This window comes from Bacillus sp. B19-2 (assembly GCF_022832475.1).
Lineage (GTDB): Bacteria > Bacillota > Bacilli > Bacillales > Bacillaceae > Bacillus > Bacillus paralicheniformis.
In genome coordinates this window covers 481,816-494,503 of the sequence record NZ_JALHKQ010000003.1, presented here as the reverse complement: position 1 = coordinate 494,503, position 12,688 = coordinate 481,816, and the positions used below count along the sequence as shown (strand labels likewise).

The following is a 12,688-nucleotide window of genomic DNA, read 5'->3' as shown; positions in this document are numbered from 1 at the left end:
CAGGATTCAAAAACACCTTTAAACAACCAATTCCCGATAGTTAACCGGTGATTGGTTGTTTAGGTTTTGTTTGAATATGAATATTGTTAAAATATTGAATGTATTCTTTAACAGTGCGTTCTACGATGGCAGTCGTAGTTCGATCAATGCTGTTAAGATAGAACGTTTCAGACTTTAGTGAGGAATGAAACGATCCGATGGAGGCATTATATTAATAGCTTTCTGATACTCGTAAGATGTATACACTTAACCTTGGTCGTACAGTAAGCAAGGACTTATATGTAATTTTTACAAGCGGAAGCAGTGCGGGTACAGTTTAATAAAAAGGTTGTGGATCCTGCACCTTCTAAGTGTGAGATCATCCCAATTGCAGCTTTCCCCATGGAAACAGTGACAACATTCCCCTTTGTCAGCTGTTTAATGCTTTGATTGGTTCAAAGAATCCTGTGTCATGTAAAATGCAAAAAATAAAGTGGCGAAGATAAACATGGTCGCCCTTCTTCAAAGAAGGTTTAAATATCATTGATGCCAAATCCAGCAAAAAGCACCCCTATCAGAGGCACCATGGTCGGACTTGCTTTCCCAAAATCAGCAAACGTTAACATAAGCCCTCCCCCCTACAATAAACCGTTTACATACCTATACAATAAAAAAAGATGGAGAACCCATTCGTAGTACGAGGTGGAACTTGTCGAAAAGTTAATTTAAACGATATCAAAAAACATCCATTCATTAAGGATGTTTTTTGATTGAGAATTAAGCACTTAATTTAACCAAAAGAAAGTAACTGTAATTAAAAGTATTAAATATATGGCCGAAAAAATTCTATAAATACCTTTTTTGGTTTGGAAAGGTGGGGATATAAAAGTTACTAAAATGGTCGGGCCAAACAAAGCAATCAAAAAGTACCTGTAATCAAAAAAGAAAGTACAGATTGCTAGCAGTATTGAAAAATAAAATACTATTATAAATGAAGTATTAACTTTACTTTTCGTTTCTTTTTGTTCTTCTTCTGTATGATCATCCAGTAATTTATCTATCTGCTTTTTATTAAAGAACATAAGAGCCTCCTAATGTTAATTTGTTAAGTAAATAAGGCGTTATTAATGCTTCTGTAACAGCAGCAAGTAATGTCAATAAAAATAGTATAATAACAAAGTACAAAAAATCTAGGAAAAACTGTTTTTTTGGAAAATTAATGCCCCTTATCTTCATATATACGTAATCTAACAATTTGAAACCAAGTGCTCCCGATAAAATCATTGCGGGAATCTCAAAAATACCGTGAGGAACCAAAGCAGTTAATATAAATAAGACATCATTGCCATGGTCGGTGATACTATGTAAAGAAGATAGACCGACTAAGAAGCCATTCAATATTAATAAGATAGATGTCAAAATTCCAAATGTAAACATTGAAAAAATGAGAAATAAATTTGCTGCAAAATTATGTGTAAAATAACCCAATACTGTGATATGTTGAACATTATCTTGACTAAGACTAGGTAGAATATTGTTAAAAATCCCACCAAGAACTAAACCCACTATGTAAAAGGAGCTTGCTATATAGAGTATACGCTTATTTCTTTTTAATAATTCCTTCATTTTAGTATCGTATCCATATCCCTTATAATCAAATCTTCAAAATCCTTTATGTCTGTAAGGTGATTATATTCTTTAACTAAAGTACCATTAATCAGTATTCCAACCTTATCACATAGTTGTTGTGCTATGTTTACAAGGTGTGTAGACATGATGACAGTGTTTCCCTGTTCAGCATAACGTTTGAGAAAACTTTTCATCATCTTTGTAGTTGGAGGATCAAATGCACCTAATGGTTCATCTAATATTAATATTTCTGGTTCATGAAGTATGGCTCCTGCAACAGATAACTTATGTTTCATACCAAAAGAAAATGTAGATATCATGTCATTTTCATTATCTTTCAAGTTAAATTGACTTAACAAAAGATCTATTCTATCATTTTTAATCTCATAAGGGACATCTTGTAAATCAGCAACAAACTCAAGGTACTCTCTAGGTGTTAAATAATGATAGATAAAAGGCGCGTCTGGAACGTATCCTATATATTTAAGGTAAGAGGATCTTTCAGATTCCAAGGTTTCTCCTTTGACAGTGATTTTACCTTCGTAAGGTTTCACTATACCAAGGATACATTTTAAAAGAGTTGATTTACCAGCTCCATTTGGTCCAAGCAAGCCGTACACTTTGCCTTTCTCTATCTTTAAATTAATAGATTTAAGGATCAGTTTATCTTTATATTTGAAAGACACATTTTCAATGTTCATGTTTTCATCTCCCAATTTTTCGTTCCTATTCTTTTAATCCAAAAATAATAAAAGAATCCAATACCTATAACAAATAAAATGGTGCCTGTCACAATGATTAAAAAGAATATTCCCCTATTAATAATATCAAATGTAACGAGAACGCCTGTGATACCATACAACTGAAGATAAAATGCCAGTAACACTCCAAGAATAGTATGTTCAAAAAATGATGCTTTAACAGATGAACCAATATCTTCGAAATTCTCCCAATCTAAACGAGGATAGAGAAATGTTCCAATAATTTGTCCAGAACCTATGATAAGACTGATGGAGTTAATCATGATGAACAATATAAATTGCGTCATAATATCCAAGTTGAATAACAATAAGATAAATAGAAATAACGTATTCATTAAAATAAGAATCACAGATAAGTGCAATAAAGATTTTCCTGCGATCAATTTAAAAATAGAAGCACCCGAACTCTTATAAACATAAAGGTTCTCACGCTCTGCATCTGCTGAAGTTACGCCAAGTAATCCCTCTCCTAATAAAGATGTATTATAAGTCACAGCAAATAAAATTGGGTAGATAACAAAGATATCTGAGAAATCAAACCACATTTGATTTAAACTAAGACCTATCAATACACCTAGTTCTATTGCAATCATATTAATGGAAAGTACCAGTCGTTTTTTTATTGTAAAATTAGCTCTTAATAATGCAGTAAGGTCTTTCTTTAGAATAGCAATATTTTGCCGTGGTAAGGCCTTTTGTAAGAAACTTAAAAAAGGCAACTTAATCGGTTTTAATTTTGGCAAAAGATTATTAGGTACTGCTTCTTTTATAATCAATACTTTCAAAATTAAATGAAAGGTAATAAAGACGCAAAGACAACCTAAAGCAATATAACCTATAGAATATATAAAAAATAAATGTATATCACTTGTTGAAAGCAAAAACCAATTTGTAGGTAGCCAATTGGTGGTTAATATCGTATCTAATTTGAATAGATATATGAAATTTCCAATAGCTTCAAGGAGATCATTTTGATAAAAATAATTAAGTCCAATCCAGCCAAGAAAAGTAGTTGAAATGGCAGATATACAGGCAATTCCTATAAGGGATAACAAGCTTTTTAATCGTGAATTTAAAATGTTATGTAGAAATTTAGAATAAACGATGTATGTAAGCGAAGAATAAAGACTTGTCAGTCCAACAATAAATATTAGCAGTGATGGAAATGATAACAAAAGATATATACGGTCATGTGTAGAAAAATTTATAAAAAAGAGTATAGGGAATAACACTACTGTTAATTTAAACAGGATGTTTAGAAAAATTGTTGTAAAGAACCTTGATAATAAAATTTTTTTTGGATCCGTTTTTAAAGTATGGAGAAGAAGAAAATCTTCAGGATATACATATCGATGTATGATATCAGTCGATGATTTTAATATATTCAAAACAAAAAAGAGAATGATAAAGTTAGTACCTAGAGTTAGAATATGCTCTGGAACTCCAGTTAAAAGAGTCTGTGAGGCTTTATATAGAATAAATAGATACACTAAGAAAAAGGGCGCAAAGACAAATAGAATTTTATTTGATTTAAGTAAATTTTCGCTTGATGGAAAAAAATAAATCAAGCGATTTAAAGTTCGTCTATAGGTTAGTTTAAAGTTTGCAATGAGAACCCTTTTGTTGAGCATGTGTATATTCCTCCTAGAACGAAAATAAGGAGGAGTATAATTATACTCCTCAATCTCTTCCTTTTGGTCATTTTACCATTCAGCAGCATATTTCTTGCCGTATTTTTTAGCCAGCTTTTTCGCTGTAGCAACCATTGCAGCTGTAATTAGACCCGTTCCTCCCAAAACAACAGCCAATAGGCTGAGAATTGTCAATACATCGCCTGTTGTCATTATAACACCGATTGCTACATAGGCTGTTTTTTTACTAATTCCTAGGTTTGTTGCAAGGTCTAAAGCGAACTGATGACCTGAACTAAAGTCAATAGAAGCTAAACCTGCAATACCTTCTGAAGAGCCCATAAGGAAAGTAGCAATGGCAAAGAGAGAAACTACACCTGTAATACTTGCAATTTTAAAAAGATTGCTGTTTTTCATCTTGAAATTTCACCTCCTTTCAGTTTATAAAAATAAACTGGTTGAAAAAAGAGAAATAATACCTAAAGACATTGTAATGCTAATGATTATGATTGTTTTTTTATAAGAAATTTGATGTATTGCTTTTAAGGCAATACACCCTAGAATGGTAGACCACCAAAAGAAAGGGTCGATAATAATATTCAAGATAATATCTAGCGGCTGTTGAGAATTTGGGTAAATAACTGAAAAGGCGAAATCACTACCTAAAAAGAAAGAAAAAATAATGAGTATTGTAAATTTGATGCCTATGGGTATGATTGAATAAATAAAACTAGGGAAAAATTCTTTGGCTGTAGCGGTCCCGCCAATTAATATCCCAATAATATGTATAATAAAAAAGCTTACAAGAACCATCGAGGTAAATTGAATAATACCTAATACTAATGTAATAATCATAATGAGTGTATTCATATCAGTTGTATAATCAATTCCATTGTCTTGAAATGAATTATTAATCAAGGTAGAGAGCGTTGGGAAGATAGCTAAATAAAAGCCTAAGAACAGAAACAATACAGCTAGGAAGACAAACCAAGAATGACGATAATTCTTATCGCTAGAATACTTAATAGAAAGAAAGTCCTTTGGAGAAAATATGAAATGATGGATGAGAGTAATAAAGTTTTGTTTGTTATCCATAAATGCTCCTTATATAAACAAAAGTATTTTTTGTTAATTCTATTAAATAATGTATCACCTTTTACAATGTTTGGTCAATATGGAATTTTATTTATTAAGGTAGATTTAAGGTTGAATTGTTTCGTAAAAATCGAAAAGAATGCCTCTGGGACTACCCCCTTTTTTTAAAACTTCATTTTGTTGTTTCAGCTAACGACTTTCTGCCTGCAGTCTCTCTAATTCAGAAGAATACTCGGCATCCTTTCCATCAGTATATTGTTTTCCAACAGGCTGTTCGAATCGGTGTTTATCCGCAGCCTTATACCACCTGAACCATGTCTGAACCCGCGCCTTATTCTTGATATTCGATTTGTGCACGATCATTTTCATAGGTACGCCTATCAATCTCATTTCTACAGCCTTCCGTTTGACTTCAACCGGAACTCACTCTTGTCCCATAGAAAAAACACCTCCATGTCTTATTTCGGATAACAGCTATCCGTTCAAACTTGAAGGTGTTTTTTATTTGTCCCATCTTATGGGATCAGTCCTCTTCGTTCCAGCCTGCTTTTTTATTGCCTCCGCCGCCGGTGCAAAAAAGACTGCCGCTTTAAAACGGCAGCCTCTTTCTCATCCGAACCGGCCTGTAATATAATCTTTTGTCCGATAATCGTCAGGACTTGAAAACATTTTGACCGTATCGTTGCACTCAATCAGCTCGCCCATGAGGAAAAATGCCGTTTGATCGGAAATTCTCGAAGCCTGCTGCATATTGTGCGTGACGATTGCAATCGTATATTTCTCTTTCAGCTTGAGCATCAGTTCTTCGATTTTCAAAGTCGAAACGGGATCAAGCGCGGATGTCGGTTCATCCATCAAGAGAACGTCCGGATTGGTGGCCAGCGCCCTTGCGATGCAGAGGCGCTGCTGCTGCCCCCCGGAAAGTCCGAGCGCCTGGGAATGAAGGCGGTCTTTCACTTCATCCCACAGCGCCACATCTATAAGCGCTTTTTCCACCCTTTCATTCAATTCTTTTTTGTTTTTCAGTCCATGGATCCTTGGTCCGTATGCGACATTATCAAAAATCGACTGGGGAAACGGATTTCCTTTTTGAAACACCATACCAACTTTCTTCCGCAGCTCAACAAGGTCGACTTTGCTGTTGAGTACGTTCGTTCCGTTGTAGCTGATCTCTCCGGTCATTTTGACATTCGGAACCATATTGATCATGAGATTCAGCGTTTTAATGAAGGTCGACTTTCCGCAGCCCGACGGACCGATGATGGCGGTAATTTCGTACTCGGGTATTGTCAAGTTAATGTTCTTTAATGCGTGATGTTCGCCGTACCATAAATTCAAATCGTTGATCTGGTACACATCTTTTGACTTTACAGCTGTTACAGCGCTCATACCGGCCCCTCCTTATCCAAACCTGCCGTTGATGTAATCCTCTGTCTTTTTTTCTGAAGGATTCATAAAAATCTTTTCCGTACGATCGTATTCGATCAAATCTCCGTTAAGGAAAAATGCCGTTTGATCGGAAATTCTTGAAGCTTGCTGCATGTTATGGGTGACAATGATGATCGAGTATTCCTCTTTTAAACCGACGATTAATTCCTCTATTTTCGCGTTTGAAATCGGATCGAGCGCTGAAGCGGGCTCATCCAAGAGCAGGACTTCAGGCTTCATCGCGAGCGTCCGGGCGATGCAGAGGCGCTGCTGCTGCCCGCCTGACAGCGAAAAAGCCGACTCATGCAGCCTGTCTTTCACTTCATCCCACAGTGCGGCTTTCCTCAAGCTTTCTTCCACGATCTCATCAAGCACGGATTTACGCCGTTCGCCCGCATACTTTAAAGCGTGGGTAATGTTGCTGTAAATTGATTTTGGAAAGGGGTTCGGCTTCTGAAATACCATTCCGATTTCCCTTCTCAGATTGACGACATTGATATTGGAATCAAGGATGTTAAGCCCTTCATATCGTATTTCTCCGGATGTTCTGGCTGATGGAATCAGATCGTTCATCCGGTTGATACTTCTTAAAAAAGTCGATTTTCCGCAGCCTGACGGACCGATCAAAGCGGTAACGGCATGTTTGTCAACATGCATGGAAATGTCGTTGACGGCCCGCTTTTCTCCATAGTAAATATTTAAATTTTTCACTTCTAAAATATGTTCTTTCGTTTCAGGAAACGGAGCGATTCCGATAGTGTCGCGCACGGTTTCCAAAACCGGCATTTGGACCTGAGCCATATGATTTCATCCTTCCTTCTTATTTGTTTGCCGTTAACTTTTTATGAATAAAAGAGCCGAGCCATCGGGCCGCCAAATTAAAGATCAAGACGGACAGTACGAGAACAGCGGATGCACCGTTTGCGATCGCTTCAGCATCAGGGATGATCCCCTGCGTGTTTACATTCCAAATATGAACGGCCAGCGTTTCAGCCGGTCTGAAAATATTGAGCGGCGATGTCTCAGAAAACGGATTCCAATCGGCGAAATTCAGTCTCGGCGTGGTTAGTCCGGCTGTAAACAGCAAAGCGGCAGCTTCGCCAAATACGCGCCCCGACGCAAGAATCGCGCCTGTGATGATGGACGGCACCGCACCAGGGATCAATACCGTTTTAATCGTATGCCATTTGGACACACCTAAAGCAAGGGAAGCTTCTTTTTGTTCCTTAGGTACAGAGCGGATCGCATCCTCTGTCACCCTGACCATGACGGGAAGGTTGAAAATCGTCAAAGCAAGCGCTCCGCCGATAATGCTGTACCCCCATCCGGTCAGATTAACAAACATCAGCATGCCGAACATCCCCATAACGATCGAAGGAAGGGATGACAAAACTTCAATACAGACACGGATAAAATCGGTCAATTTGTTGGCGGGCGCATATTCCGCCATATAAATTCCTCCGCCGACTCCAAGGGGAACCGTGATCAGCATCGTCAGCGCGAGAATATAAAACGAGTTGAACAGCTGATCGCGGATTCCGCCGCCGCTTGAAAGCGCACTGGAACGCGAAGTTAAAAAGCTGAGGCTGATATGTGAAACACCATTGATGATGATATAAGCGAACAAACCGACAAGAATGGCGGCGATTACCGCAGCAATCAATCCAAAAACACCGGTTGCTAAACGATCTGTTACTTTGCTGTTCATTACAGTTTCCTCCTGGATGACAGATAACGGATGAGCAGGATGAACAAGAACGACATGATCAGAAGGACAAGCCCCATTGACCAGAGCGTATTGTTTTCCACGCTCCCGTATGTTGTATGGCCCATATTCAACGTTATGATCGTTGTTAATGTCCCCGCAGGGTCTAAAAGGCTCTCAAACAGGTTTCGGGAATTTCCGATGACCATCTGCACGGCCAGTGCTTCGCCGAACGCCCTCGCCATTCCTAAGACGACGGCTGTCAGAAGCGAAGGCAGCGCTGCCGGTATCAGCACTTTGCGGATCGTCTGCCAACGGGTTGCGCCTAATGCGTATGATCCTTCGCGCAGATTTTTCGGCAGCGACATGAGCGCATCCGTTGAAATAGAAGTGACCGTCGGCAAAATCATGACAGCCAGGACGATCGTTCCCGCCAGAAGGCTGTGGCCCGACCCGCTTGACTTAAACTGTGAAATGAACGGCACTAACACTGTAAGGCCTATGAATCCATAAACGACGGAAGGAATACCAACAAGCAATTCGACAACCGGCTGCAGTACTTTTCTGCCCCATGATGGCGCGATTTCCGTCATAAAAATCGCACCTCCTATTCCAAGCGGTGCAGCAATCAAAGATGCAAGAAGGGTCACTGCAAAAGATCCGAGTATAAACGGAAGGGCTCCGTATTCAGGGTTTTCGTTCGTTGGATTCCAATCTAGACTGGTTAAGAACTCAATTGGACTTACACCATTGGCCAGAAAAGATTGCAACCCCTTATTTCCGAGAAAAATTGTGATCGAAATCGCCGCCGTCATCATGATAAACGCGCACGACGTAACCAAAATCCTCCCGCGAATTTCATCCATTTTGCGATTATGCTTGGAGCTGATCAGCCGCTCTTTCGCGGACAGTTTCTCTATTTTTTGAACCATTTTTTACACTCCTATAAGAACAAGTCATAAGAGGGAAAGTGTCAGGAGCACACTTTCCCGCCTTCTATTGTCAATTATTTATCAGTTTGCTTCCCATTCGCATCGCGCTTTACTTCCATGTCTGTTACTGGAATGTAGCCCTGCTCCGTCACGATGGATTTTTGAATGTCATCTTTCATCAAATAGTCGAGGAATTCTTTTGCCAAGCCTTCAGGCTCGCCTTTCGTATAAGAATGCTGGTATGCCCAGATCGGGAATTTGCCTTTTTGTACATTTTCGGCTGTCGGCTTAACGCCGTCGATTGAAAGCGGAGTGACTGTGTCATCCTTGATATAAGAAAACGCAAGATATCCGATTGCTCCAGGCGTTTCAGCGATTAACTTTTTCACTGTGTTTGAAGAATCTTCAGTGATTCCTTCAGCCGGAGTTTCTCCGTCAAGTGCATATTTGACAAAAGTCGCGCGGGTTCCTGAAGAATCAGGACGGTTGACAAGCGTGATCTTTTGATCTTTCCCGCCTAGTTCCTTCCAGTTTTTGATTTTACCTGTGAATACCTTTTTGAGATCCTCTAACGAAATGTCATCGATGCCTACTTCAGGGTTGATGGCAGCTGCCATTCCGACAACCGCAACTTGATGATCGGTAAGCTCTTTGGCAGGAATGCCTTCTTTTTCTTCGGCAAAGACATCGGAGTTTCCGATTTGGACTGTGCCTTCAGACACTTGCGAAAGGCCTGTGCCAGAACCTCCAGCCTGAACTTGAATATCGGCATCAGGATTTTCATCCATGAATTTTTCAGCCGCTGCTAAGACAAGGGGCTGCATCGCCGAAGAACCCGAAATCGTTAAAGATCCTGAAGCCTTATTCTCTGTTTTATCGCTTTGTTTGCCTTCGTCTGCATTGTTGTTTGTACTGCTGCTTCCGCAAGCTGCTGCGAAGACAACTAAAACGGACATGATGAACATCAGTGTGATTTTTTTAAATGGTTTCACTTCTTAATCCTCCCGCGTAAATGTGTAATTTGTCCTACGGGTATAGCGTAACTTTTCAGTATTAATCTTGTTTAAATGAATTATTAAGGTTTTGTAAAATAAGCTTGAACTTTGTATAGAATGCACACGAAAGGAACGGGCGCACAAAAAAACACCTGCATGGTTCAATGCAGGTGCCAGCGTGTCGACAAACCCTCGCATTCGTTGTCAGGCCTGCGCGTCGGTGCTCACGAATTCCAACATTCGCTCCTCTCCGATGCTCGGCCTTCCTAGACTGCAAGGGTTTTCAATCACGCTGAAAGGGATGACAAAATCCCAAAACAAAAAGTCGTTTTGGGATTTTGTCAACAATCTAACACCTGCATGGTTCAATGCAGGTGTTTTAATGAAAAAGTCCTATTCTGTAGCTTCTTTTTCGATTTTGTCTTTATTTTTTTCGGCGGTATTTTCTTTTGATTGTTTTGATTTCAGTTCAAAATACTTATCAAGCACTTTTCGGCCGATTTCGTTTGTAATTGAATATCTTTGACCATAGTCGTTATAAACCCAAGGAACGACGACGGAAATTGCGACTTCCGGATTATCGTAAGGAGCGTAGGCGACAAGCGTTGTATTGTATGTCGGTGTTCCCGTTTTCGATTTGTCCGGTCCGTCATAGAAAGACTGGGCCGTTCCTGTTTTTCCGGCTGGTTTATATGAAGCAGAAGCAAACTGTCCCGCTGCCGTACCTTTTGTCATGACACGCCTGAATCCGTTTTGGACTTCTTTAATATATTGATCGCTCATGTCTAATTTGTTCAATACTTCAGGCTGCACGGACTGTGTAACGGCCCCGATTCCTTTTTTCGAATCAGGCTCTCTGATCTCTTTCACGAGCTGCGGCTTCATGCGGTACCCGCCATTGGCAATCGTTGACACGTACTGTGCCAGCTGCAGCGGTGTGTATGTGTCATACTGTCCGATGGAATAGTCAAGCAAGAAACCAGGCAGTCTTTGAGATCCTTTGTAGCCTGAAGCTTCATTTGGCAGATCGATTCCGGTTTTGACGCCGAGGCCGAACTGGCTGAAATAATACCTGAATGTGTCAAATGCTTTTGTTTGAAGGTTGAGAGGCTGATGCGCCTTATAATGGCCTTTACCAAGGGCGATCGCCGTTTTAAACATGAACACGTTTGAAGATTGTTCAAGCGCTCCCTGGATACCCAGTGTTCCCAAGCCTACTCTCCATGACTTTTTCGCATTCGGCGAGTCACCGATCCAAAGCGGTTCATCAAGAAAAGTCGTATTTAAATTAATGGCTCCTGTCTGCAGACCTGTTAAAACAGTGGCCCCTTTGACAGCCGAGCCCATCGCGTAAGAAGACGTCATCGTGCCGAGCGCATAGTCGTCAACCTTTAATTTGCCGCTTTCGTTTTTAAGCTGCTTGCCGGCAATCGACAACACTTCCCCGTTTCGCGGATCCATCATGACGACGAATGCGCGGTCGAGAAGCGGAGCGCTATGCTGGGCTTTGGCAGATTTCAGTTCATCCTCGATAATTTTTTCAATCGCTTTTTGCATATCAACATCAATCGTCAAGACTAAATCTTTTCCGCTTTTCCCCTCGGAAATGACTTCCTTATCGACGATATCCCCTGATTTGTTGGTAATATTTTTTACTTTCTCTTTCTGTCCCTGAAGCACATTTTCATATTCGGCTTCTAGGTAGCTTTTTCCGACCCGGTCATTCCGGTTGTAGCCGAGCGACAAATAATGATCGAGCAGACTTTTCGGAAGCCCTTCATTTGAATCGGATATGCTGCCGATCATCGTTCTGAGCAAACCGTTATAAGGATAATCCCGCTTCCAATCTGACGTCACGTCGACTCCAGGCAGCTCGTCCAGGTGTTCGCTGACAACCGCCATTTCTTTTGCCGATACGTCTTTGTTTTTAATATACTGCGGAGTCAGCGCGTACCCTGAATCCATCTGGCGCTTGATTGCCAAGACTTTCAAATCTTGATCTGTCAGTTCATTCAGTTTATCTTCCGTGATCCTGTCAAGCTGCAGCTGGTATAAATCGTCTTCTTTCAGCTTGCCGTCCTTAACTTTTTTCCGGTCCTGATCGGTGATGAGCTTCTCGGCTTTTTTCGGCCGCGTTAAAATCCAGTAGTCCTTTTTATCGCGCTCCGTTATTTTATCTGTATCGATTTCGATCATTTCTGCAAGTTTTTTTGCTATTTTGAGCCTGTCTTCCTGAGAGGTCGATGATGTCCTTGTGTATGTAATGGCATTCATCGGTTTATTTTTCACGATCGTGTTCAAGTTCCGATCATATATTTTCCCCCGCGGAACGCTTGTCGAGACATCGACTTCTTCCTGCTTCTGCACTTCGTTCGTATAGTCTTCGCCAAAGACGATCTGCACCATGCCGAGGCGCACGACGACGATTGTGAAAATAATAAAAGCGAGCAGGAACAATATGTTCAATCTGATGGGGAGCGATTTGCGTTTTTCGGTTTTCATTTTTTTGTTCATCATTAGCATCACCTTTTTG

The 12,688-nt window shown here is 40.0% G+C and carries 12 protein-coding genes and 2 pseudogenes; all 14 read right to left on the bottom strand.

The genetic code is table 11. The annotated features are described in order from the left end of the window. Positions 1 to 18 precede the first annotated feature (18 nt). A pseudogene (locus tag MST20_RS14885) lies at positions 19 to 246 on the bottom strand (IS3 family transposase); the annotation flags it as partial. Between the two features lie 518 nt (positions 247 to 764). After that, a complete protein-coding gene (locus tag MST20_RS14880; RefSeq protein ID WP_243943119.1) occupies positions 765 to 1,061 on the bottom strand; it encodes a methyltransferase in 297 nt (98 codons plus the stop codon). Next, entirely contained in the window at positions 1,051 to 1,605 is a 555-nt protein-coding gene (locus MST20_RS14875; protein WP_243943118.1) for a stage II sporulation protein M, read from the bottom strand. Before MST20_RS14875 ends, MST20_RS14880 begins: the two co-directional genes overlap by 11 nt. Further along, positions 1,602 to 2,309, bottom strand: coding sequence for an ABC transporter ATP-binding protein (locus MST20_RS14870; RefSeq protein WP_243943117.1), 708 nt, complete (start codon positions 2,307 to 2,309; stop codon positions 1,602 to 1,604). Before MST20_RS14870 ends, MST20_RS14875 begins: the two co-directional genes overlap by 4 nt. Next, positions 2,306 to 4,000, bottom strand: a complete 1,695-nt coding sequence (locus tag MST20_RS14865; protein WP_243943116.1) for a hypothetical protein — start codon at positions 3,998 to 4,000, stop codon at positions 2,306 to 2,308. The genes MST20_RS14870 and MST20_RS14865 overlap by 4 nt, the downstream gene beginning before the upstream one ends. Before the next feature lie 72 nt (positions 4,001 to 4,072). Further along, positions 4,073 to 4,417 (bottom strand): circular bacteriocin, circularin A/uberolysin family, encoded by a 345-nt coding sequence (locus tag MST20_RS14860; RefSeq protein ID WP_020452200.1) that lies wholly within the window; start codon positions 4,415 to 4,417, stop codon positions 4,073 to 4,075. Between the two features lie 24 nt (positions 4,418 to 4,441). Beyond that, positions 4,442 to 5,095, bottom strand: coding sequence for a YIP1 family protein (locus MST20_RS14855; protein WP_243943115.1), 654 nt, complete (start codon positions 5,093 to 5,095; stop codon positions 4,442 to 4,444). 192 nt (positions 5,096 to 5,287) lie between these two features. Then, positions 5,288 to 5,564: pseudogene (locus MST20_RS14850) on the bottom strand (hypothetical protein); the annotation flags it as partial. A 140-nt stretch (positions 5,565 to 5,704) separates the two neighbouring features. Further along, the gene (gene pstB, locus MST20_RS14845) at positions 5,705 to 6,484 is read right to left on the bottom strand and encodes a phosphate ABC transporter ATP-binding protein PstB (RefSeq protein ID WP_243943114.1); all 780 of its coding nucleotides are present in this window, start codon (positions 6,482 to 6,484) and stop codon (positions 5,705 to 5,707) included. A gap of 12 nt (positions 6,485 to 6,496) precedes the next feature. Then, complete coding sequence (gene pstB, locus MST20_RS14840) at positions 6,497 to 7,309, bottom strand: phosphate ABC transporter ATP-binding protein PstB (protein WP_243943432.1); 813 nt, start codon at positions 7,307 to 7,309, stop codon at positions 6,497 to 6,499. A gap of 34 nt (positions 7,310 to 7,343) precedes the next feature. Next, positions 7,344 to 8,231 (bottom strand): phosphate ABC transporter permease PstA, encoded by an 888-nt coding sequence (gene pstA / locus MST20_RS14835; protein ID WP_152846954.1) that lies wholly within the window; start codon positions 8,229 to 8,231, stop codon positions 7,344 to 7,346. After that, complete coding sequence (pstC, locus tag MST20_RS14830; protein WP_243943113.1) at positions 8,231 to 9,160, bottom strand: phosphate ABC transporter permease subunit PstC; 930 nt, start codon at positions 9,158 to 9,160, stop codon at positions 8,231 to 8,233. Before pstC ends, pstA begins: the two co-directional genes overlap by 1 nt. 74 nt (positions 9,161 to 9,234) lie before the next feature. Then, positions 9,235 to 10,152, bottom strand: a complete 918-nt coding sequence (locus MST20_RS14825; RefSeq protein ID WP_347880870.1) for a phosphate ABC transporter substrate-binding protein — start codon at positions 10,150 to 10,152, stop codon at positions 9,235 to 9,237. 396 nt (positions 10,153 to 10,548) lie between these two features. After that, positions 10,549 to 12,672: a peptidoglycan D,D-transpeptidase FtsI family protein gene (locus tag MST20_RS14820; RefSeq protein WP_243943112.1), complete on the bottom strand. Its 2,124-nt coding sequence runs from the start codon at positions 12,670 to 12,672 to the stop codon at positions 10,549 to 10,551. Positions 12,673 to 12,688 lie beyond the last annotated feature (16 nt).

Coding starts and splice junctions, on each gene's coding strand:
- MST20_RS14875 (WP_243943118.1), bottom strand. CDS start 1,605: ATGAAGGAATTATTAAAAAGAAATAAGCGTATACTCTATATAGCAAGC.
- pstC (WP_243943113.1), bottom strand. CDS start 9,160: ATGGTTCAAAAAATAGAGAAACTGTCCGCGAAAGAGCGGCTGATCAGC.
- pstB (WP_243943114.1), bottom strand. CDS start 6,484: ATGAGCGCTGTAACAGCTGTAAAGTCAAAAGATGTGTACCAGATCAAC.
- MST20_RS14820 (WP_243943112.1), bottom strand. CDS start 12,672: ATGATGAACAAAAAAATGAAAACCGAAAAACGCAAATCGCTCCCCATC.
- MST20_RS14880 (WP_243943119.1), bottom strand. CDS start 1,061: ATGTTCTTTAATAAAAAGCAGATAGATAAATTACTGGATGATCATACA.
- pstA (WP_152846954.1), bottom strand. CDS start 8,231: ATGAACAGCAAAGTAACAGATCGTTTAGCAACCGGTGTTTTTGGATTG.
- MST20_RS14860 (WP_020452200.1), bottom strand. CDS start 4,417: ATGAAAAACAGCAATCTTTTTAAAATTGCAAGTATTACAGGTGTAGTT.
- MST20_RS14870 (WP_243943117.1), bottom strand. CDS start 2,309: ATGAACATTGAAAATGTGTCTTTCAAATATAAAGATAAACTGATCCTT.
- MST20_RS14865 (WP_243943116.1), bottom strand. CDS start 4,000: ATGCTCAACAAAAGGGTTCTCATTGCAAACTTTAAACTAACCTATAGA.
- pstB (WP_243943432.1), bottom strand. CDS start 7,309: ATGCCGGTTTTGGAAACCGTGCGCGACACTATCGGAATCGCTCCGTTT.
- MST20_RS14855 (WP_243943115.1), bottom strand. CDS start 5,095: ATGGATAACAAACAAAACTTTATTACTCTCATCCATCATTTCATATTT.